The sequence below is a fragment of the Corallococcus sp. AS-1-6 genome (assembly GCF_020037015.1).
In the GTDB taxonomy this organism is placed as follows: domain Bacteria; phylum Myxococcota; class Myxococcia; order Myxococcales; family Myxococcaceae; genus Corallococcus.
Map to the genome: position 1 here is coordinate 162,038 of NZ_JAIQDE010000008.1, position 19,991 is coordinate 182,028.

Genomic DNA, 19,991 nt, shown 5'->3' on the forward strand with positions numbered 1-19,991 from the left:
CCCGCCACGCGCGGGCCCTGCGTCGGTCCCGGCTGCCAGGGCACCGGGCGCCATGGTGCCAGTACCGCTGCGCTTCACGCGGGCCCCTGCACGCGCACGCCCCGCGTCGGTCCCGGCTGCCGGGGCTCCTGGCTCCGTGGGCCCGGTACCGCTGCGCTTCACGCGCGCTCCTGCACGCGCGGGCCTGCTCGCGTCAGCCGGGACGCCCTGGCCCCCGGCACCCTTCACACCTGACCGCCGCTTCACAGGAGCTCCGACACGCGCATGCCCGGCACCACGACCTTCCACACGTGCAGCCCGGGCAGCGGTGCGTCCAGCGCCACTCCCGCCACCCTGGTGAATCCTGACTCGCCCAGCAGCGACAACACCGTGCGCACCTTCGCCGCGTGGGTCCTCGCGCGCCGGTCCGCCACGTCCGGCATCGCGTCCACCGCTCGGCGGGGCCTCACCTCCGACAGGGCCTGCGCGAACCCCAGCGCCGCCTCGCGGTCCGCCGCCGCCACGTCCTCACGGGCTCCGTGGATGTCCGTCAGCCGCGACTGCGCGGCCTCCAGCAAGGCCTTCAGCAACGCCTCGTCCCGGTCCATCGCGCACGCATAACCCGCCGTGAGCGGCACCGGTCCCTCGTCCGCGTCCACCAGCACCGCCGCCGCCACGGGCAGCCCCACCCTCCCCCGCGTCCGGGGCGCGGGCGTCACATCGAAGAGGTACGCCCGGAACCCCTGGGCCCCCAGCGCGTCCCTCAGCGCGGCCGTGCGCGGCGCCCCGTCCTCCAGGGCCTCCGGCCGCAGCATCCGCTCCACCACGCCCTCCTCCGACCACCCCTCCGGCAGCGCCCTCGAGAGCTGATCCCGCTCCGTGGCCTCCAGCAGCGCGTGCAGCAGCGCCGGCTCCGACTCCGGATGCGCGCCGGAGCCATTCGTCGTCCACGCCACCGACACCGGCCCCAGCTCCACCGTTCCCGATGGCGGGCAGTACACCCCCTGCGCCGGCACCCAGACCCGCTCGCCCCCGTCCAGCGTCCGCGCCTCGCACCACGCCAGCCGCACCGCCGGCCCCGCGAGCCTCGGCGCCACCACCGCACCCGCCGACCCGAGCGCCTCCACGCCCCAGACCGCGTCGCCCTCCCGCTCCAGCTCCGTCCGGGAGCCCCAGCGCAGCCGCTCCGGCCGCACCGTCTCCGCCGCCCACAGCTCCGCGGTCTCGAAGAGGGCGCCCCGGGCCGCGGCCTCGAACGTCAACCCCTTGCCATTACAGACCTGGAGCACGTGCCCACCTGGACGCACCGCGCAGGCGACCTCCACGCCGGTGCGGTCCAGGCCGGTCACCCGGGCGACCCGGGTCACCCCCAGGGCACGGGCCAGGGCATCGAGAAATGCGGGGGGGACAGGGTCCGTCGAGGCAGGCGACACGATGGGTCACCTTAGCCAGATTCTCCGGGGAGCGGACACCCGGCGCGGCGCGGCATGGGATGGCGGGGAAAACGTGGTAGGGGAAGGGCGGCCCCGCCGTCTCGGGATGGAGCGCGCATCGAATGATTGCCGTCGGAGAACCCGCACCGGACTTCGCCGCGACCGACTGCCACGGTCAGACCGTGCGCCTGTCGGAGCTGCGAGGCCGGCGCGTCGTGCTCTTCTTCTTCCCTCGCGCCTTCACCGTGGGCTGCACCATCGAGAACCGCGCCTTCAGGGACAACCACGAGCGGATCCGCGCCCTGGGCGCCGAGCTCGTCGGCGTCTCCGTGGACACGCTCACCACCCAGTGCGACTTCGCGGAGCAGGAGGGCATCCACTTCGCCCTCCTGGGAGACGAGGAGCGGCGGATCAGCCGCGCCTGGGGCGTGCTGTGGCCGGTCCTCAACATCGACCGGCGCGTCACCTTCATCATCGGCGCGGACGGCGTCGTCGAGCACGTCATCCACCACGAGGTGCGCGTCTACCGCCACCTGGACGACGTGCTGAAGTACCTCCAGGCCCACCCCACCCCGGGCGGCGACACCGCCTCCGCCTGAGGCCTCGCGCCCGCCCGCCTGCCCGGTACCGGACGTCCCGCGCACATCCCTGGGGGCGAAAAACGGGCCGGAAAATAACCTTCCGGCCCCTGGAGGGTTCAAGCCCCTGTGAGCGGACGGGTCCTAGGACTGGTGCGGCCCGGTGGGGCCGTGAGCGCTCTCTCGGACGAGGCCCTGTGCGGGGCCTTCCTCGCGGGGGACGCGACGGCGTTCGGCCAGCTCTTCGAACGGCACCGGGGCCTCGTCTTCTCGCTGATGCGCCGCTACACCGTGAGCGCGGAGGACGCGGCGGACCTGACGCAGCAGGCGTTCCTCCGGGCCCTGGAAGCATCGCGGCGGGTGTTCGCGCGCTTCACGCCCGCCACGCCCACGCCGTTCCGCTCGTGGCTGGTGCGGGTGGCGCTCAACCTGGCGAAGAACCACGCGCGCCAGGGGCTGCGGTGGCGGCCGGTGCTGGTGGAGCCGGTGACGGATGACGTGGCGGCGGACATGAGCGAGGGCGCGGACGCGTCGCTGGAGCGCACCCAGCAGGGCCAACGGGTGCGCCAGGCGGTGCTGGCCCTGCCCCGCCGTCAGCGCGAGGTGCTGACGCTGCGGGTGGACGGCGGGCTGCCGTTCAAGGACATCGCCGAGACGCTGGGCATCACGGAGAACAACGCGAAGGTGCAGTTCCACCACGCGGTGAAACGCTTGAAGGCCGACGTGGCCGGGGAGACGCGGTGATGGGTGCGTGCGTGGAATACGAGGAGCAGGCGAGCCTCCACGCCGCGGAGGCGCTGGAGGGCGAGGAGGCCGCGCGCTTCCAGGCCCACCTGGAGTCCTGCGCGGCCTGTCAGGCGGAGGTGGCCTCCGCTCGCGAGCTGCTGGGCCTGGTGGCGCTGCCGCCCCAGACGCCCGTGGAGGTGCGCGCGCAGGAGGGCCTGGGGGCCAGGACCCTGGCGGCCTGGCGCCGGGAGCAGACGCGCCGGGGCATGGGCCGCCGGGCGCTGGGGTCGCTCGCGGCCGTGGCGGCAGTGGTGGCGCTGATGCTGGGGCCCTCCGCGCTGGAGCGGCTCAAGGCACCCCACCCGGTGAAGACGCCGGCCGCCGCGCAGCCGTCCGTGAGCGCCCGCGACGACGTGGACCCGGAGACGCTTGCCGCCTTCGAGGCGTGGGCCGGGTTGGAGCCGCTGGAGGACGAAGGCTCGGGGTACGGCCTGGACGAGGACCTGTCGTGGGACGACCCCGGCCTGGACGGGGACTTCGACCTGGGAGAGACACTGTGAAGACGATGAAGCGGATGACCTGGGGGCTCGTGTTCGCGCTGCCCATGCTGGCGCTGGCGCAGCCCGGGCCCCGGGAGCCAGGGGCGCGCGACGCCGACCGCATGGCCCGGGCCGAGCAGCGGCACCGGCTGCGGCAGGTGCTGGAGCTGGCGGACACGCTGGAGCTGGACAGCGCGCAGGCCCTGAAGATGGATGAGACGCTGCGCCGCTTCGAGGACCGGCGCCGCCCGCTGCGTGAGCAGGTGCGGGACTCGGCGCGCATCCTCCACCTGGCGTCGCGGGGGGACAGCGCGGCGCTGGGTCAGGTGGACGCGGCGGCGCAGAAGGTCTTCGACGCCCGCGCGCAGATCGCCGCGCTGGACCGGGAGCTGTACCAGGCGCTCGCCAAGGACCTGTCCCCGGAGAAGCGCGCCCGGCTGGCCGTGCTCATGGCCCGCTCGGAGAGCCTGAAGGGGCTGAAGGCCAGGGGACCGAAGGAATCGCGCGGCGACTGAGGCCGCCCCTCCCCCGAGTCGGAGGCGGACGGGCGGGCACGGGCGGTCATCCCCGGAGGCCATACCCAACGTCGTGGCGTTGACCGTGTCCCTTCCCCCAAGGGACCCCCCTCCTTCCGGAGTCCGCCATGCGTCTGCTGTCCCGTGTTCTTCCCGTGCTCGTGGGCCTGGGGCTCGCGTCCTGCGCGGGCGTCGATGTCGGCACCAACTACGACCCCGCCGCCGTCCAGCGCATCAATGATTTCCACACCTATGCGTGGCTGTCGCATCCGCAGCAGGGGAACGACTCGCGCATCAACAACGACATCACCAATGCCCAGGTGACGGGGGCGGTGGACCGCGACCTCCAGTCCCGCGGCTACCAGAAGGTGGATGCGAGCGCGAACCCGGACTTCCTCGTCGGCTGGCAGGGCGCCATCGACACGCGGCTGTCCGCGGAGACGGTGGACAACTACTGGGGCTACCCGTGGGATCCCTTCTGGGGTTCGTACTACGGGCCCTCGCAGACGTACGTGCGCCAGTACGACGTGGGCACGCTCATCCTCGACGTGGTGGACGCGAACGAGAAGAAGCTCGTCTGGCGCGGCACGGCCCAGGCGAACCTGGGCGACAGCCCGAGCGCCCAGGGCAACGGCGAGAAGATCGAGAAGGGCGTGAACAAGATGCTGGAGAAGTTCCCGCCCAAGCTGGAGGAGAAGAAGTAGGCGCCTTCAGCGCGCGCGCCGCCACGCCCTCGTGAGCAGCAGGCCCCCCAGCAGGCCTCCCGCGCCCAGCAGCACCACCAGCAGCGTGAGCCAGAGGAACACGCGGTCCACCAGCGGGCCCAGCCGGTCGAACGCGTGGTCCACCCAGCCGCGCGCAAGGCCGTCCAACTGCTGGAGCGTGGCCACGCGCTCGGCGTGCAGCGCGTCCAGCACGGCCTGTCTCTCGCGGCCCACGTCCGCGAGCACCGCCTGCCGCTCGCCGGTGGCGAAGTCCTGGAGGCCCAGGCGTTCGGCGTGCAGCGCGTCCAGCACCGCGCGGCGCTCGCGTTCGATGAGCGTGGGCGAGCTCGCGGCCAGGGCGCCCACCCGGTCCAGCAGGTCCACCGTGCGCCCCAGCTCCGCCAGCGCGGCCTGGACGGTGGGGGCCCGCAGGGCATCCATCGCGACCAGCTCCGCCTGCCAGCGCGCCTGCCGGGGCAGGCTGGTCGCGTAGAGGTCCACGCGCGCGGTGAGGTCGCGCGTGTCCTCGACCAGGCCCGCGGCCGTGGAGCGCAGGCCTCCGCCCGTCACATCCGTGAGGGAGGCCAGCAGGGCCGCGGTGGACACGCGCGTGACGAGCGGCCCGGTCAGCGGATGCGCCGCGGCCCAGGCGTGCACCCTGTCGCGGGTCTGGGTCGCGTCCTCGCGGCCGGTGACCTCGCGCCACTCGGCCTCCACCTCGGACTCCAGCGCCACCAGCGAGCCATGGGCTTGCGCCAGCAGCTCCGGCGATGCGCCCTCGGCGGCGTGCGGCAGCGAGTTCTCGAGCTGGGCCAGCAGCGCCCAGGTGTCGATGAGGGCGGCCACCGGATCCGGCTGGAAGAGCGCGCTCTGCACCGCGGGCACCGCGTTGGCCTTGAAGCGCAGCATGGCGGAGGCCACGTGCGGTGAACCCGAGCGCGCGGACAGGTCGTCCGCCATGGCCTCGATGAGTCCCGAGAAGCGCCGGGCCAGGTCGCGCACCCGCGTGCGCATCACCGCCACGGATAGGTCGGAGCGCCCCACGCGCATGGCCAGCTCCGAGCGCTGGGGCTCCAGCGACGCGCATCCACCACACAGCGCCGCGAGCAGCACCACGGTCACCGCGCGGACGGGGGAAGGAGCCGGAGCCATGGGCCGGCCCGCAAGCTGCGCACGCCCTGCCCCGCCGCCGAGCAGGGCCCGGGGGTGACGCCACCGTCATGGGCCCGACGGTGAGCCCGGGGCGCGCGCATCGCCGGATGCGCGCGCTCCCGCGCCGATGTCACTTCTCCGCGAGCGCCTTGTCGATGGCGGCCTTCAGCTCCGGGCTGTCCGGCGTGACGCTGCTGGGGAAGGCGGCCTTCACCTGGCCGTCCTTGCCCACCACGTACTTGTGGAAGTTCCACTTGGGCTCGCCGTGGTCCCTGGCGAGGAACGCGTAGACGGGGGACTGGCCCTCGCCCTTCGTCTTCACCTTCTCGAACATGGGGAAGGAGACCTTGAAGCGCAGCTCGCAGAACTTCGCGATCTGCTCGGAGGTGCCCGGCTCCTGCCCGCCGAAGTCGTTGGACGGGAAGCCCAGGACGACCACGCCCTTGTCCTTGTAGCTGTCGTAGAGCGCCTGGAGGCCCTTGTACTGCGGCGTGTAGCCGCACTCGGACGCGGTGTTCACGACGAGGGCGACCTTGCCCTGGAAGTCCGACAGCTTCTCGGGCTTTCCGTCGAGCCGGTTGGCGGAGAGCTGGTGGAAGGACATGGCTTTCTTCTCGGTCTTGTCCGCGGCGGAGGCCGCCGTGGAGAGGGAGAGCACCGTCGCGACGGTGCACAGCAGGGAGGTTCTCATGGCGTGCGCAGGATGCCGGAAGGGCCGCATCGTTTCACCGTCCGCGTGAGGCGGCGCGCGCCCGGGGTTCTTCAGTGGAAAAAACCGACTTGAGCACGCGCCCCGTGGGCGTCTTGAGCTTCGCCACCTCGCGCGGCGTGCCTTCGCCCACGATGCGGCCTCCGCCCTCGCCGCCCTCCGGCCCCAGCTCCACCACGTGGTCCGCCGCGGCGATGACGGACGGGTGGTGCTCGATGACGACCAGCGTGTCGCCCCGGTCCACCAGCCGGCCCAGGAAGGTGATCAGCTTCTCCACGTCGCCCAGGTGCAGGCCGGTGGTGGGCTCGTCCAGCACGTACAGCGTGGGCTCGTGGCGGGAGGTGGCCGTCAGCTCCGCGGCCAGCTTGAGCCGCTGCGCCTCACCGCCGGACAGCGTGTTGGAGCCCTGCCCCAGTTGCAGGTAGCCCACGCCCAGGTCCGCCAGGCACTCCAGCGGCGCGGCGACCTTGGGCAGCGCGCGGAAGACGTCCTTGGCCTCGTCCGCGGACAGGCGCAGCACGTCGCCCACGGTGAGCCCGTGGTAGCGCACCTCCAGCGTGGCGGCGTCGAAGCGCGCCCCGTTGCAGGCCTCGCACGGCGTGACGACGTCCGGCAGGAAGGACATCTCATGGGAGATGGCGCCCTGCCCTTCGCACACCTTGCAGCGGCCGCCGCTCGCCGTGTTGAAGGAGAAGCGCGCGGGCCCGAAGCCGCGGATCTTCGCCTCCGGCGTGGCCGCGAACACGCGGCGCAGCTCGTCCCAGATGCCCAGGAACGTCGCAGGCACCGAGCGCGGCGTGCGCCCGATGGGCGACTGGTCCACCGACAGCACCCGCTTGATGGACTCCGTGCCCTTGAGCGCGTCGAACGCGCCGGCCTTCGCCGTGACGAGCCCCAGCTTGTCGCGCAGCGCCGGGTACAGCACCTGCCGGATGAGCGTGCTCTTGCCGGAGCCCGACACGCCGGAGACGACGTTGAGCCGCCCCACCGGCAGCTTGAGGTCCACGCGCTGGAGGTTGTTCGCGCGCGCGCCCTTCAGCTCCACCCAGGCCTTCGGCTCCCCCCGGCCGGACGGAGGCCGCACCTGCGCGGCCCGCAGCGCCTGCGCGGTGGGCGAGTCCGACTCCAGCACCACGTCCGGCGTGCCCTCCGCCAGGATGTGGCCGCCGCCCCGGCCGCCCGTGGGCCCCAGGTCCAGCAGGTGGTCCGCGGCGCGGATGGTGTCCGAGTCATGCTCCACCACCAGCACCGTCGAGCCCGTCTCCACCAGCGCGCGGAGGTTGTCGAGCAGCCGGTGCGTGTCGCGCGGGTGCAGGCCGATGGTGGGCTCGTCCAGCACGTACATCGCGCCGGTGAGCCCCGCGCCCAACTGCGCGGACAACCGCAAGCGCTGCATCTCGCCGCCGGACAGCGTGGCGGCGTTGCGGTCCAGGGACAGGTAGCCCAGGCCCACGCGCTCCAGGAACTCCAGCCGCCGCAGCATCTCCTGCCGCGCCGTCTCCCCCAAGAGCGCCCGGTCGCCCTTGAGCTTCCAGGTGCGCACGCGCGCGAGCGTGGCCGTCACGGACGCCTGCACCACCTCGTGGTAGCGCGCGCCCTCCAGCCGCACCGCGCGCGGCACCGGGGACAGGCGGGTGCCACCGCACGTGCGGCACGGGGCCGTCTCGCCCTCGGCCATCGCGGCGGCGCCGCCCTGCACGCCGGTGCCCTCGCACGACTCGCAGCGGCCCTGCTTCGTGTTGAAGGAGAACCAGCGCGGATCCAGCTCCGGCACGGCGGTGCCGCACTTCGGGCACGTGCGCTCGCTGGACAGGAGCGTCTCCGCCTTGCCCGCGCGCAGCTTCACCGCGCCCTTGCCCCAGTTGAGCGACGCGTCGAACACCTCGCGCGGCAGCTTCGCGAGCCTGCCCTCGTACATCACGAGGTCGATGTCGTGCTCCTTCGTCTTCGCCAGCCGCGGCGGGTTGTCCGTGGACGCCAGCTCCCCGTCGACGATGGCCTGGGTGATGCCCGCGCGAGCCGCCGCGGTGAAGACGTCCAGGTACGTGCCCTTGCGCGCGCGCACCGCGGGCGCCAGCACCTGCCCGTCGCCCTTCGTCGCCAGCACCTGCGCATAGAGCGCGGCCGGCGTGGTGGCGCCGATGGGCGTGTCGTCATGCGGGCAGTGCGGCTCGCCGATCTTCGCGTACATGAGCCGCAGGTAGTGGGCCACCTCCGTGACGGTGGCCACGGTGCTGGTGGACCCCGCGCGCGACGTGCGCTGCTCCAGCGCCACGGTGGGCGGGATGCTGCTGATGCGCTCCACGTCCGGGCGCGGCAGCGTGGGCAGGAACTGCCGCGCGTACGGCGTCAGCGTCTCCAGGAAGCGGCGCTGGCCCTCCGCGAAGACGACGTCGAACACCAGCGAGCTCTTGCCGGAGCCGCTGGGCCCGGTCACCACCGTCATCTTCCCCAGGGGGATGCGGCAGGACACGTCCTGGAGGTTGTGCTCGCGCGCGTGCTCCACCTCGATGGCGGGCGGCGCCTCCTTCCCCGGGCGGCGCAGCTTCACCGCCTTCGCCAGCGGCTTGCCCTCCCCCCTCAGCGCGGCGGCGGTGGCGCTGCCCTTCACCTTCGCCACGTCCGCGGGCGTGCCCTCCGCCACCAGCCGGCCACCGTCCCGGCCGCCCTTGGGCCCCAGGTCGATGATCCAATCCGAGCCCTTCATCACCGACACGTCGTGGTCCACCACGAGGACGCTCGCGCCCCGGTCCACCAGCGCGTGCAGGGACGCCATCACGTGGCGCACGTCCTCCGCGTGGAGGCCCGCGCTCGGCTCGTCGATGAGGAACAGCGTGCCCTTCGCGTCGCTCGCCAGGGCGCGCGCCAGCTTCAGCCGCTGCGCCTCGCCGCCGGACAGCGTGGACAGGGGCTGGCCCAGCGGCAGGTAGCCCAGGCCCAGCCGCTGCGCGGGCCCCAGGGTGCGCTTGAGCGCGGAGTCGTCACCGAAGTGCTGGAGCACCTCGTCCACCGTCATCTCCAGGACCTGCGCCACGCTGAAGCCCTGGTGGCGCACGGCGAGCACCTCCTCCTTGAAGCGCCGGCCCCGGCACACCGCGCACAGGAGGGCCACGTCCGCGAGGAACTGCATCTCCACCGTCTCGTAGCCTTCACCGGAGCAGGCCTCGCAGCGGCCCTTGTCCACGTTGAAGGAGAAGTGCGCGGACGTCAGCCCCCGCGCCTCCGCGTCCGGCTCCGAGGCGAAGCGCTCGCGCAGCCGGTCCCACGCCTTGGTGTACGTGGCCGCGTTGCCGCGCGACGTGCGCCCCAGCGGGGACTGGTCCACGAAGGTGATGGCCTCCACCTGCGCCCCGCCCTCCACCGCCGCCACGTCGCCGGGGGCCTCCACGTCCTTCACGCCCAGCCCGCGCGCCAGGTGCCGGTAGAGCACCTCGTCCATCAGCGTGCTCTTGCCGGAGCCGCTGGGGCCGGTGATGGCGCACAGCACTCCCAGCGGCACGCGCACGGACACGTCCTTCAGGTTGTGCTCGCGCGCCTCGCGGATGACGATTTCGCCCGTGCGGGTGCGCGGCGTGCGCGGCGCCTCCGCCCCCCCGGACAGCATGCGGCCGGTGGGCAGGTCCTGCCGCTTCGCCAGCGCCTCCGGGGTGCCATCGAAGCACAGCGTGCCGCCATGGCGTCCCGCGCCCGGGCCCAGCTCCAGCACGCGGTGCGCGGAGCGGATGATCAGCGGATCATGCTCGATGACCAGCGCGATGTTGCCCCGGTCCGCCAGCTCCGCGATGGCCTCCGTGAGCGGCGGCACGTCCCCCGGGTGCAGGCCCACGGTGGGCTCGTCCAGCACGAACAGCGCGCCCGTCAGCGACGTGCCCAGCGCCGCCGTCAGCGACACGCGCTGCGCCTCGCCGCCGGACAGCGTGCGCGCGGGCCGGTCCAGCGTGAGGTAGCCCAGGCCCACGCGCTGCAGATAGCGCAGGCGCGCGGACAGCTCCCGCCGCGCCAGGTCCCCCTGCCCCGTCAGCGTCTTCAGCCCGTCCAGCCGCGCCAGCGCGTCCGTCAGCTCCAGCCCGTGCCACGCCGGCAGGTCCAGGCCGCCCACGCGCCACGCACGGGCCTGCTCGTTGAGGCGCGCGCCGTGACAGCTCTCGCAGAGCGTGTACGCGCGATACCGGGCCAGCAGCACGCGCACGTGCATCTTGTACGTGCGGCCCTCCATCCACCGGAACCACGCGCGCACGCCCGGGTAGACGCGGCCGCCGTCGTAGTCCCCCTCGCCCTGGAGCACCGCCTCGCGCTGGGCCGCGGTGAGCTTCTCCCACGGCTTGTCGAAGGGGATGCCCTTCTGCTTGCAGTAGCGCTGGAGCATCTCCCGCTCCCAGCTCGTGGACTGGCCGGACCACGGGCGGATGGCCCCCTGCGCCAGGCTCAAGCCCGGGTTGGGGATCACCTTCCCCCAGTCGATGCCGATGGTGCGCCCGAAGCCGCGGCACGGCGCGCACGCGCCCACCGGGCTCTGGTAGCTGAAGAGGCCCGGCCTCGCGAGCTCGAACTCCCGCGCGCACTTCGGGCACACCAGGCCCCGGCGCAGCTTCTGGGGCGCGGTCTCCGGCAGGAAGAGGAGCGCCTCGCCGTCCGCGCGGGCCCACGCGTCCTCCAGCGCCTGCGTGACGCGGGACAGGTTCGCGTCCGTCAGCTTCACCCGGTCCACCACCACCTGCGCCACGCCCGCGGGGTCGGTGGCCTCGCCCGGCTTGAGCGTCTCCAGCTCCTTCACCTCGCCCTGCACCATCAGCCGGTGGTAGCCGTCCTTCAGCAGCCGGGCCCGCGCGTCGATGAAGGCGGCCGTGTCCGGGATGCGCACCGGGTAGGTGAAGACGCCCTGCGCGTCCGGGTGCTCGCGGAGGGCGGTTTGCGCGGCCACGCGCGCGTCGGTGCGCACCGCCTCCAGGCCGCAGTCCGGACACACCGGCATCGCCTCGCGGGTGAAGAGCGCGGACAGGTACGGCTCCACGTCCGCCAGCGTGGCCACCGTGCTGCGCGAGCTCTTCACCGGCGCGCGGCGGTCCACCGCGACGCCCGCGGCCACCGGCTCCAGCGCGTCCATGGGCGGCCGCTCCAGCCGCTCGAGGAACTGCCGGGCGTACGGGCTGAAGCTCTCCACGAACCGGCGCTGCCCCTCCGCGTAGAGCGTGTCCAGCGCGAGGCTCGATTTGCCGCCCCCGGACACGCCGGTGACGCAGACGAACTCCCCTTCGGAGAGGTCGACGGACAGATCCTTGAGGTTGTGGGTGCGGGCGCCGACGAGGTGGGTCTTGTGCATGCCGGCCGGAGGTTTAACGACCGGACAGTCGCGCGCCAATCACAACATGACGGCCAACATCGCACCGCCCGGGTGGGTTGGGTGGGGAGCGGGCAGGCTGATACAACGTGATGCGGCCGGTCACATCCAACGCATCCCGGTGGGAATGCCGGCCGAACGGGGGTGGCCATGTCCGATGACGTCCAGGTACGCCGTGCGCGGGCCGAAGAGGCCCTCCGGCGCACGAGTGCCTCCCTGGTGTTGCTGGACCTGGGCGGTCACACCGCCACGGGCTTCGTCATCTCCCCCGAAGGCCACGTCGTCACCAGCCTCCACGCGGTGGCCAGCGCCCGCGCCATCACCGCCGTGCTGCCGGACGGCCTGCGCTCCCCGGTGGTGCAGGTGGCGGCCGTGGACGAGCGCCGCGACCTGGCCCTCCTGTGCCTCTCCGTCCCGGACCTGGTGCCCCCCCTCCCGCTGGGCCCCGCCACGCTGCCCTCGGAGGGCGAGTCCCTGCACGTCATCCAGGCCCACGCGGACCGCGCCCCCGAACCGCGCCTGCTGGAGGTCCGCGCGGTGCAGGTGCTGGGCGAATGGCTCACCCTGCTGGAGCTGTCCCGCACGCTGCCCGAGGACGCGTCCGGCTCGCCGGTGCTGGACGCGCGCGGGCAGGTGGTGGGGCTGGCCACCGCGGCGCTCGCCAACGGCCGCGCGCTGGGGCTGGTCATCCCGGTGCGCTACATCGCGCCGCTCCTCAAGACGCCCGGCCCGCCCCGCCCGCTGTCCGCGCTGGACGCGCCCCGGCAGCGCGCCATGCGCGTGCGGCAGGTGCCGCAGCATCCCGTGGGCCTGCTGGAGGGCTGCGCGACGCCGGCCGTGGAGTCCGTGGCCTCGCTGCTGGGCCAGGCCATCAACGTGGGCGCCCCCGCCTACAACCGGGGCGACGTGGAGGGCTGCTACCGCCTCTACGCGCACACCGCCGAGCAGCTCATCGACGAGCGCGACGACTGCCCCGGCGTCCAGCGCGCGCTGCGCGACGGCCTCCTGCGCTGCGAGGCCCTGAAGGACGTGGAGGACCGGGCCTGGGCCCTGCGCGACACGTTCGACGGGTTGATGGACGTCATCGGCCGGTGGCGCCAGTCCCGCCCGGCGCCTCCCACCCCCGCCAGCAAGCGCCCCCCGCCGAAGACGTACCTCAACTAGGGGCGCACCCCGATACATCCGGGTCAATTCCAGTAAAAACAAAATAAACATCCATCCTTTGACAATCTGGTTATCATTGTATAACTGGAAGTCGCCACGGTGGGGGACTGCGGCGAGCACCCGACCCGGGGCTCGGCGGCGTGGCCATCCGGTACACCCCCGCACTCACACCTGCGTTTGAAGCGTCCACGCGCAGCGGCTCCCCGTACCCGGACCGCCGTCGAGGCCTCGCTTCCCACCGCCCGTGGCGCTCGCCGCACGGCGCGCAACGGGAGGGGAGCGCCCGAAGGCAGGGGACCCATGCGCCGTGGCCCGGGAAGCAACAGCCATGGACATCGCCGCCCCTCCCCGTGTCGTGAAGAACCGTGACCTCACCGTGGGCTCCGCCCGGCTCCAGGAGGTCCAGAAGGCGGTCCACTACTACGTGGACAACCACCACTGTGACGTCATCGGCCGCGTGTTCCACGGCATCCCCGGCCGCGAGGCGAGCGTCAGCCTCAGCCCGACCCGCCGGGAGGCGGCCTCGCGCGGACGCCGGGAGGTCCTCCACTTCGGCTCCTACAACTACTCCGGCCTGAACGGGCACCCGCGCGTGGTGGCCGCGGCGGAGGCGGCCCTCAAGCGCTACGGCACGACGGTCAGCGGCGTGCGGCTGCTCAACGGCACCTGCGAGCTGCACCTGGAGCTGGAGCGCGCGCTGGCGGAGTTCCTCGGCTTCGAGGACTGCGTCACCTACAGCAGCGGCTACGCGGCGAACCTGTCCGTGCTGTCCGCGCTGTGCGGCGAGGGCGACGTCGTGCTGTCGGACATGCTCAACCACCAGTCCATCATCGACGGGCTGAAGCTGTCGGGCGCGGACGTGCGCACCTTCCGGCACAAGAGCCTGCGCAGCATCGAAGGCATGCTGAAGAAGCTGCCCTTCGAGCAGCGCAAGTTCATCATCACCGACGGCGTCTTCAGCATGGACGGCGACGTGGCGGACCTGCCGGGCATCGTGGCGCTGGCGGAGTCCTACAACGCCTTCGTGCTCGTGGATGACGCGCACGCCACCGCGGCCATGGGCCCCAACGGCCGGGGCACCCCGGCGCACTTCGCCCTCCAGCACGGCGTGGACGTGCTCACCGGCAGCCTCAGCAAGGGCCTGCCGGGCATCGGCGGGTTCGCCGCCGGCGCGAAGGCCACCATCGACCTGCTGCGCTTCGGCTCCAACGGCTACATCTTCTCCGCCTCGCTGCCGCCCCCCGTCGCCGCGGGCCTGCTGGAGGGCATCCGCATCCTCCAGGAGGAGCCCGAGCTGCAGCAGCGGCTGCACCACAACGAGAACGTCCTGCGGACCGGCATCCGCGCCATGGGCCTGGACTGCATGAACAGCGAGTCCCCCATCATCCCCGTGCTGATGCCCGCCTACGAGAAGACCTTCGAGCTGACGCGGCTGCTCCACGAGGAGGGCATCTACGTCAACCCGGTGGGCTACCCCGCGGTGAGCAAGAACCGGACGCGGCTGCGCATCAACGTCAGCGCCAACCTGAGGCAGGCGGACCTGGAGCGCTTCCTGGACACCCTGGACCGCTGCAGCCGCAAGCTGGGCCTCCAGCAGCAGGCCCCGGCCCTGTCGCCCACCGGCACCTGACGCACGCCCCCTCCCAGGACTCGCGCCCATGGACCTCAAGGAACAGCTCCTCTACGGGCTGCCGGTGTTCTTCACCCCCATCCTCCTGGAGCTGGTGGTGGGGGTGTTGCGGCGGCGGCCGGCGTACCGGCTCAACGACCTCATCACCAACGTGACGATGAGCCTGCTCACCGTCCTGGGCAGCGTCGTCATCGCCGGGGCCACGTTCGTCTTCTACGGCTACGTGCACCGGCACCACGCGCTCTTCGCGCTGCCCAACGACTCCGCGTGGACGTGGGTGCTGGCGTTCCTGTCCTACGACTTCTTCTACTACTGGGCGCACCGCCTGCATCACACCATGGCGTGGATGTGGGGCATCCACGTCGTCCACCACTCGGGCGAGGACATGAACTTCGGCCTGGCGGTGCGCCAGAGCGCCCTGGGCGAGCTGACCACGTGGCCCTTCTTCGTGCCCATGGCGCTGCTGGGCATCTCGCCGGAGGTCTTCCTGGGCATCACCAGCCTCCAGCTCGTCTTCCAGTACGCCATCCACAACACCTACGTGCCGCCGCTGGGCTTCCTGGAGAAGGTGCTCGTCACCCCGTCCCAGCACCGCGTCCACCACAGCCGCAACACGCCGTACATCGACAAGAACTACGGCAACATCCTGGTCGTGTGGGACCTGCTCTTCGGCACCTACCAGCCGGAGCTGCCGGAGCACCCTCCCGTCTATGGGCTGCGCGCGGGCCTGCGCTCGTGGAACCCCTTCACCGCGCACTTCCACTACTTCGGCGAGCTCTTCCAGAAGGCCGCCGCCTGCGAGCGGGTGTCCGACAAGCTGCTGTGCGTCGTGCGCGGTCCGGGCTGGACGCCCCCCTCCCTGCGCGCGGACCGCTTCCGCCACGCGGACGACGGGCCGTCCGCCACGTTCCAGAAGTACGACCCCAGGCTGCCCTGGCCCGTGGCCGCCTACTGCTTCGCGCAGTTCCTGGTGCTCGCCACCGGCATCCTCCTGGTGGCGTGGTACCTGGACACGCTGGGCGTGGCCGCGCGCGTCCTGGCGCTGGGGCTGGTGCTCGTCAGCACCTGGACCCTCGGCGTGCTGATGGATTCGCGCCCCTGGGCCTGGCGGATGGAGTGCGCGCGGCTGGCCTGCGTGGCGCTGTTCGTCCCCGCCCTGGCGCTGATGGAAGGCCTGCCCCTGACGGGCGCGCTGCCCCTGCTCCTGCACCCCGTGCTCGGCTCGCTGTGGCTCCTGCGCTTCCGCGCCGTGTTCCAGGAGGGCGCGTCCCAGGCCTCCCGGACCCCGGGCGCGCTGGCCGCCTGAGCCGCCTCCCCTTCTTCTTCTCCGTCCCTCCTTCGCACGACACGTCATGACCGCGTCCGCCACCGCCATCGGGAGCGCCCCCGCGCCCCACGCCCCTCCAGGGCCGCTCGAATTCCGCTGGGTCTCCTCCATCCAGGAAATCGGCCGGGAGGCCTGGAACACCTGCTTCCCGACCTCGGACGTGATGCAGGCCTATGAGCTGCACCAGGCCACGGAGGCCGCCAGCCTGGAGGACGTGCAGTTCCACTACCTCCAGGTCCGGAGCGCGTCCGAGGTCCTGGCCGTCGTGCCGTGCTTCCGCTTCCGGATGTCGCTGACGGTCATCGCGCCGGACAACGTCAACAAGGTCGTCTCCCAGGTGCGCCGCGTCCTGCCGGACTTCCTGTTCCTCAACGCCTTCGTCATCGGGACGCCCATCGCCATCTGCAAGGACTTGCTGGGTGTGCGCCCGGACCTGCCGAAGCCGCGCCGTGACGCCGTGCTGCGGGCCATCTCCGACGAGGTGGTGGCCCGGGCCCGGCACCTGAAGCTGGGCCTGGTCTTCATGAAGGAGCTCACCACCCGGCTGCTGCCGGAGGTGCGGGACGTGCTGTCCCCGCGCTTCTCCTTCGTGGAGAGCGCCGCCACCACCTACCTCTACCTGGGCGAGCCCGGGAAGAGCACCTACCGGGAGCGGCTGCGCAAGAAGTACCGCTCCCTCATGAACAACCGCATGGCCCGCGTCCAGGAGGCGGGCCTGCGCTGGGAGCAGGTCGCGGACTTCTCCCGCTACGCCGCGCAGATGCACCCGCTGTACCTCCAGGTGCTGAACCGCTCGAAGATCCGCTTCGAGACGCTCAGCGTGGACTTCTTCGCCCGGCTGCCCGCGCTCATGGGCGAGCGCGTCTTCGCCCTCCTGTGCTTCAAGGGCGAGGAGCTGGTGTCCTTCGAGCTGTTCCTCAAGGACGACGAGTGGGTGCACCCCATCTACCTGGGGCTGGACTACCGCCTGCGGGACGAGGGCGCGCTGTACTTCAACAGCATCTACAAGATCGTGGAGGTGCTGGAGGCCCACGGCAAGGCCGTGGTGCAACTGGGCCAGACGAGCTACGCCGTCAAGGCGAGCATCGGCGCGGTGGTGGACCGGCTCTACCTGGCCGTCCACCACACGAACCCGGTGCTGGACGCCCTGCTGAAGCGCTTCGGCGCGGAGCTGTTCCCGCCCACGCCGCTGCCGCGCTCGCAGCGCGTGTTCCGGGACATGAAGGAGAACGACGACGGCCTGGCCCGTCACGGCATCCACTTCGAGCGGCTGGACGACGGGAGCGAGGAATGAGCACGGCCACCACCACGCGGATTGTCCCCAGCATCCAGCAGGTGCCCCAGGCGCTCTGGGACGAGAAGCTGGCCCAGGGCCACCCCTTCAAGAGCGCGGCCTTCCTGTCGTGCCTGGAGGACTCGTTCCCGGAGCGGAAGTTCGGCTACCTGGTGATGTCCCAGGGCGAGGACGTCGTCGGCCTGGCCGTCATCACCGAGGAGCGCCTGGACCTCACCCTCCTCATGCCGGACCGGGTGGGCGCCCTGGCCAAGGGCGTGCGCCGGGTGATGCCCGGCTTCCTGTCCCTGGGCCTGGGCATGGTGGGCACCTTCGAAACGGCGCAGCGGCACTGGTGGTACGACGCGCGCAAGCTGTCGGAGCACGACTTCGCCCAGGCGCTGCTGGAGGCCTGCGACACGGTCTGCACGGACTCCGCGCTGCTGCTGGTGCGCGACTTCATGGAGGGGCTGCCGGAGGACCTGCGGCTGCAGTCGTGGTTCCTGGAGCGGGGCTTCAAGCCGGTGGCCAACCACCCCATGGCGATGGTGACGCTCGACGGGATGAGCAGCGAGCAGCACTTCCAGCGGCTGAAGAAGAAGTCGCGGCAGAACCTGCGCAAGAAGCTGAAGGACGCGGAGGCGCTGGGGTTCCAGGTGGAGCGCGTGCGGGACTTCCGCCCGCTCATCGACGCGTGCTACCCGCTCTACCTCCAGGTCCACGAGGGCGCCTCGGAGTTCAAGCGCAACCCCTTCCCGCGCGCCTTCTTCGAGACCCTCGCCGAGCGCATGCCCGCCACCAGCAGCTTCCTCACGCTGCGCACGAAGGAGGGTGAGCTCATCGCCTTCATCCTCACGGGCACGGGCGGCGGGGTGCACAACCCCTTCCTCATCGGCATGGACTACGCGCGCACGGAGGGCACCCCCGCGTACTACCTGCTGCTCTGGAAGGAGCTGGAGCACGCGGCCCTGCACGGGTGCCGGGTGGCGGACCTGGGGTTGACCAGCTACTTCGTCAAGCAGACCGTGGGCGCGGACCTGGAGGGGATGACCATGGCCGCGCGCCTGCAGTCCCCCTGGCTGCGGCCGCTCATCAACCCGCTGCTGCCGCTGCTGCTGAGCGAGAAGCAGCCCCAGGAGCGGCGCCGCTTCCGCGTCTCCACGTCCGACGAGGGGGACCAGCCCCCCTCCCACAAGGCGGCGTGACCGTGATCCGCTTCGCCTACGGCTGCATCCCGTCCATCATGTCCCTCGCCTTCGCCAACACCCTGGTGCGGCGCGGGGGGCTCGTGCCCACCAGCATCCTGCTGTCCGCCGGGGGCCTGCGCTTCCAGAAGAAGCGCTACACCCCGGCCCAGGTCCTGCCCGTCTTCCTGCGGCAGTTCGGCGCGCGCTTCACCGGCTACAACGTCCTCGCGGGGCTCGGGGGCTCGCTGCCCTTCGGCGCCCCTCGCGGCGGGCTGATGAGCTTCCAGCAGCTCTCGCGCGCCTACGGCATCCCGCTGAAGGTCAGCGACGACTTCTCCGGGGAGGAGACCGTCGAGGCGCTGCGAGCGCAGCAGGTGGACCTCTTCGTCACCAGCATGTGCGATCAGATCCTCCGCGAGCCGCTGCTGGGCCTGCCGCGCCACGGCTGCCTGAACCTCCACCCGTCGCTGCTGCCGGACTTCCGCGGCGTGGACTCCATCTTCCAGGCCATGCTCCACGGCGTGCCGGAGATTGGGACGACGCTCCACCGCACCACCGCGCGCATCGACGCGGGGGACGTGCATGGCCAGTCCGCCTTCACGCGCACCGGCGCGGAGTCCCACCTGGCGCTGACGGTGAAGGCGACCGCGGCGGGGGTGCCGCTGCTCGCGCGGCACCTGGAGGCGCTCGAGCAGGGCCGGACGCCCCCCTCGCTCGCCATCGACGTGAGCCGCGCCCGCTTCCCCTACCGCTCCTGGCCCACGCGCGAGGAGCTGGAGCGCTTCCACGCGGCGGGCCAGGTGTTCTGGCGCGCGGAGGACTTCCGCCGGCTGCTGCGCTTCGAGGACCCCACCGACCCGACGACGCGGGACGTGTTCCCCGTGGCCAAGGCGCCCCTGGGGACCGCGGCCTCCTGAGCCCTGCCCGCCGGGGCCATCCTCCGGCGGGGAGCGCGCCGCTTCAGGCCTCGTCCCAGCGGATCCGCAGTGAATAGGTGTGCTCGGTGCGCTCCAGCACGTCCACGCGCGGCAGCACCCGCGTGCGGCGCAGCACCTGCTCCACCACGCCCGCCACGAAGTCCGGCAGCGGATCCGCGTCCACCACGCGCGCCCGCCACTCCCGCGCGCGCACCGGCTCCAGCGTGAGCTTCATGTCCTCGCGGCCCGCGCGCAGGTACGTGGGCAGCCGCGCCAGGCACCGCTCCGCGCCCAACAGCGGCGCCGCCGCCGCGAAGATGCGCCCCACCAGCGTCTGCGCGAACCCCTCCACGTAGTGGGTGCCCAGCACGCGGTTGGCGTCCTCGTTGGCCAGGCCCGGGCACGCATGCCGCCGCGCCACCGCCAGCGACGCGCGCCACACCTCCAGGGGGAGGCGCTCCTCCACCGTGTCCGGGTCGTAGCCCACGTCCCGCAGCGCCTGCGCGAACGGGCCGGACGGCCTCAGCGCGTGCTCGAACAGCCCTTCGAAGTTGCGGCGAGGCACCCGCACCATCAGCAGCGGCAGGCCTGGCGCCTGCCGCGTCTCCGGATGATTCCACGGCTCCATGGTCTTCAACCCCCCCAGGGTCCAGCCCCCGCACCGTCCCGGCCGGGAAACCGTGTCTCAGTGTATCAGCCTCCACGCGCCGGGCCTGCCCGCCTGGTTGCCGCTGTTGTGGACTTTTCCAATGATTTCCCCCGCATTTTCCCGCGCCGCTCGCGCTGATCCGTGACGGCTCGCCTCGGGGGATTCAGAGAC

General features: G+C 72.3%; 16 protein-coding genes. 11 read left to right on the forward strand and 5 right to left on the reverse strand.

The features are described from left to right. Positions 1–242: 242 nt before the first annotated feature. On the reverse strand, positions 243–1,412 hold the full coding sequence (locus K8612_RS13745) for a YcaO-like family protein (RefSeq protein ID WP_223762576.1): 1,170 nt from the start codon (positions 1,410–1,412) through the stop codon (positions 243–245). 122 nt (positions 1,413–1,534) lie between these two features. Between K8612_RS13745 and K8612_RS13750 the strand changes: the two genes are divergently transcribed. The 5 genes from K8612_RS13750 to K8612_RS13770 all read left to right on the forward strand — a co-directional run bounded on the left by K8612_RS13750 (position 1,535) and on the right by K8612_RS13770 (position 4,474). Next, entirely contained in the window at positions 1,535–2,011 is a 477-nt protein-coding gene (locus tag K8612_RS13750; protein ID WP_223742975.1) for a peroxiredoxin, read from the forward strand. Between the two features lie 150 nt (positions 2,012–2,161). Beyond that, entirely contained in the window at positions 2,162–2,734 is a 573-nt protein-coding gene (locus tag K8612_RS13755) for a sigma-70 family RNA polymerase sigma factor (RefSeq protein WP_223742974.1), read from the forward strand. Further along, positions 2,734–3,276, forward strand: coding sequence for a zf-HC2 domain-containing protein (locus tag K8612_RS13760; protein ID WP_223762577.1), 543 nt, complete (start codon positions 2,734–2,736; stop codon positions 3,274–3,276). Before K8612_RS13755 ends, K8612_RS13760 begins: the two co-directional genes overlap by 1 nt. Further along, positions 3,273–3,770, forward strand: a complete 498-nt coding sequence (locus K8612_RS13765) for a hypothetical protein (RefSeq protein ID WP_370639972.1) — start codon at positions 3,273–3,275, stop codon at positions 3,768–3,770. Before K8612_RS13760 ends, K8612_RS13765 begins: the two co-directional genes overlap by 4 nt. Before the next feature lie 128 nt (positions 3,771–3,898). Beyond that, on the forward strand, positions 3,899–4,474 hold the full coding sequence (locus tag K8612_RS13770; RefSeq protein ID WP_223762578.1) for a DUF4136 domain-containing protein: 576 nt from the start codon (positions 3,899–3,901) through the stop codon (positions 4,472–4,474). A 6-nt stretch (positions 4,475–4,480) separates the two neighbouring features. On the opposite strand, the gene K8612_RS13775 is transcribed toward K8612_RS13770, so the two are convergent. From K8612_RS13775 to uvrA, 3 genes are all read right to left on the reverse strand, one after another. Beyond that, on the reverse strand, positions 4,481–5,626 hold the full coding sequence (locus tag K8612_RS13775) for a chemotaxis protein (RefSeq protein WP_223762579.1): 1,146 nt from the start codon (positions 5,624–5,626) through the stop codon (positions 4,481–4,483). A 130-nt stretch (positions 5,627–5,756) separates the two neighbouring features. Continuing rightward, positions 5,757–6,317, reverse strand: coding sequence for a glutathione peroxidase (locus tag K8612_RS13780; protein WP_223742970.1), 561 nt, complete (start codon positions 6,315–6,317; stop codon positions 5,757–5,759). 34 nt (positions 6,318–6,351) lie between these two features. After that, on the reverse strand, positions 6,352–11,655 hold the full coding sequence (gene uvrA / locus K8612_RS13785; protein WP_223762580.1) for an excinuclease ABC subunit UvrA: 5,304 nt from the start codon (positions 11,653–11,655) through the stop codon (positions 6,352–6,354). A 168-nt stretch (positions 11,656–11,823) separates the two neighbouring features. Here uvrA and K8612_RS13790 point away from each other — a divergent pair, with 168 nt between their 5' ends. From K8612_RS13790 to K8612_RS13815, 6 genes are all read left to right on the forward strand, one after another. Further along, complete coding sequence (locus K8612_RS13790) at positions 11,824–12,837, forward strand: serine protease (protein WP_223762581.1); 1,014 nt, start codon at positions 11,824–11,826, stop codon at positions 12,835–12,837. 328 nt (positions 12,838–13,165) lie between these two features. Beyond that, positions 13,166–14,467, forward strand: a complete 1,302-nt coding sequence (locus tag K8612_RS13795) for an aminotransferase class I/II-fold pyridoxal phosphate-dependent enzyme (RefSeq protein ID WP_223762582.1) — start codon at positions 13,166–13,168, stop codon at positions 14,465–14,467. Between the two features lie 28 nt (positions 14,468–14,495). Then, on the forward strand, positions 14,496–15,773 hold the full coding sequence (locus tag K8612_RS13800) for a sterol desaturase family protein (RefSeq protein ID WP_223762583.1): 1,278 nt from the start codon (positions 14,496–14,498) through the stop codon (positions 15,771–15,773). A 46-nt stretch (positions 15,774–15,819) separates the two neighbouring features. Continuing rightward, positions 15,820–17,088, forward strand: coding sequence for a GNAT family N-acetyltransferase (locus K8612_RS13805; RefSeq protein WP_223762584.1), 1,269 nt, complete (start codon positions 15,820–15,822; stop codon positions 17,086–17,088). Next, complete coding sequence (locus K8612_RS13810) at positions 17,085–18,272, forward strand: GNAT family N-acetyltransferase (RefSeq protein ID WP_223742964.1); 1,188 nt, start codon at positions 17,085–17,087, stop codon at positions 18,270–18,272. The genes K8612_RS13805 and K8612_RS13810 overlap by 4 nt, the downstream gene beginning before the upstream one ends. A 2-nt stretch (positions 18,273–18,274) precedes the next feature. Continuing rightward, positions 18,275–19,171, forward strand: a complete 897-nt coding sequence (locus tag K8612_RS13815; RefSeq protein ID WP_223762585.1) for a formyltransferase family protein — start codon at positions 18,275–18,277, stop codon at positions 19,169–19,171. 43 nt (positions 19,172–19,214) lie between these two features. Here the strand turns inward: K8612_RS13815 and K8612_RS13820 are convergent, their stop codons facing one another. Then, complete coding sequence (locus tag K8612_RS13820) at positions 19,215–19,799, reverse strand: DUF2378 family protein (RefSeq protein ID WP_223742962.1); 585 nt, start codon at positions 19,797–19,799, stop codon at positions 19,215–19,217. Positions 19,800–19,991 lie beyond the last annotated feature (192 nt).

What these genes read in the sequence shown, in the direction of transcription:
- K8612_RS13750 (WP_223742975.1), top strand. Translation starts at nt 1,535, where the DNA reads ATGATTGCCGTCGGAGAACCCGCACCGGACTTCGCCGCGACCGACTGC.
- K8612_RS13760 (WP_223762577.1), top strand. Translation starts at nt 2,734, where the DNA reads ATGGGTGCGTGCGTGGAATACGAGGAGCAGGCGAGCCTCCACGCCGCG.
- K8612_RS13770 (WP_223762578.1), top strand. Translation starts at nt 3,899, where the DNA reads ATGCGTCTGCTGTCCCGTGTTCTTCCCGTGCTCGTGGGCCTGGGGCTC.
- K8612_RS13775 (WP_223762579.1), bottom strand. Translation starts at nt 5,626, where the DNA reads ATGGCTCCGGCTCCTTCCCCCGTCCGCGCGGTGACCGTGGTGCTGCTC.
- K8612_RS13780 (WP_223742970.1), bottom strand. Translation starts at nt 6,317, where the DNA reads ATGAGAACCTCCCTGCTGTGCACCGTCGCGACGGTGCTCTCCCTCTCC.
- uvrA (WP_223762580.1), bottom strand. Translation starts at nt 11,655, where the DNA reads ATGCACAAGACCCACCTCGTCGGCGCCCGCACCCACAACCTCAAGGAT.
- K8612_RS13790 (WP_223762581.1), top strand. Translation starts at nt 11,824, where the DNA reads ATGTCCGATGACGTCCAGGTACGCCGTGCGCGGGCCGAAGAGGCCCTC.
- K8612_RS13795 (WP_223762582.1), top strand. Translation starts at nt 13,166, where the DNA reads ATGGACATCGCCGCCCCTCCCCGTGTCGTGAAGAACCGTGACCTCACC.
- K8612_RS13800 (WP_223762583.1), top strand. Translation starts at nt 14,496, where the DNA reads ATGGACCTCAAGGAACAGCTCCTCTACGGGCTGCCGGTGTTCTTCACC.
- K8612_RS13805 (WP_223762584.1), top strand. Translation starts at nt 15,820, where the DNA reads ATGACCGCGTCCGCCACCGCCATCGGGAGCGCCCCCGCGCCCCACGCC.
- K8612_RS13810 (WP_223742964.1), top strand. Translation starts at nt 17,085, where the DNA reads ATGAGCACGGCCACCACCACGCGGATTGTCCCCAGCATCCAGCAGGTG.
- K8612_RS13820 (WP_223742962.1), bottom strand. Translation starts at nt 19,799, where the DNA reads ATGGAGCCGTGGAATCATCCGGAGACGCGGCAGGCGCCAGGCCTGCCG.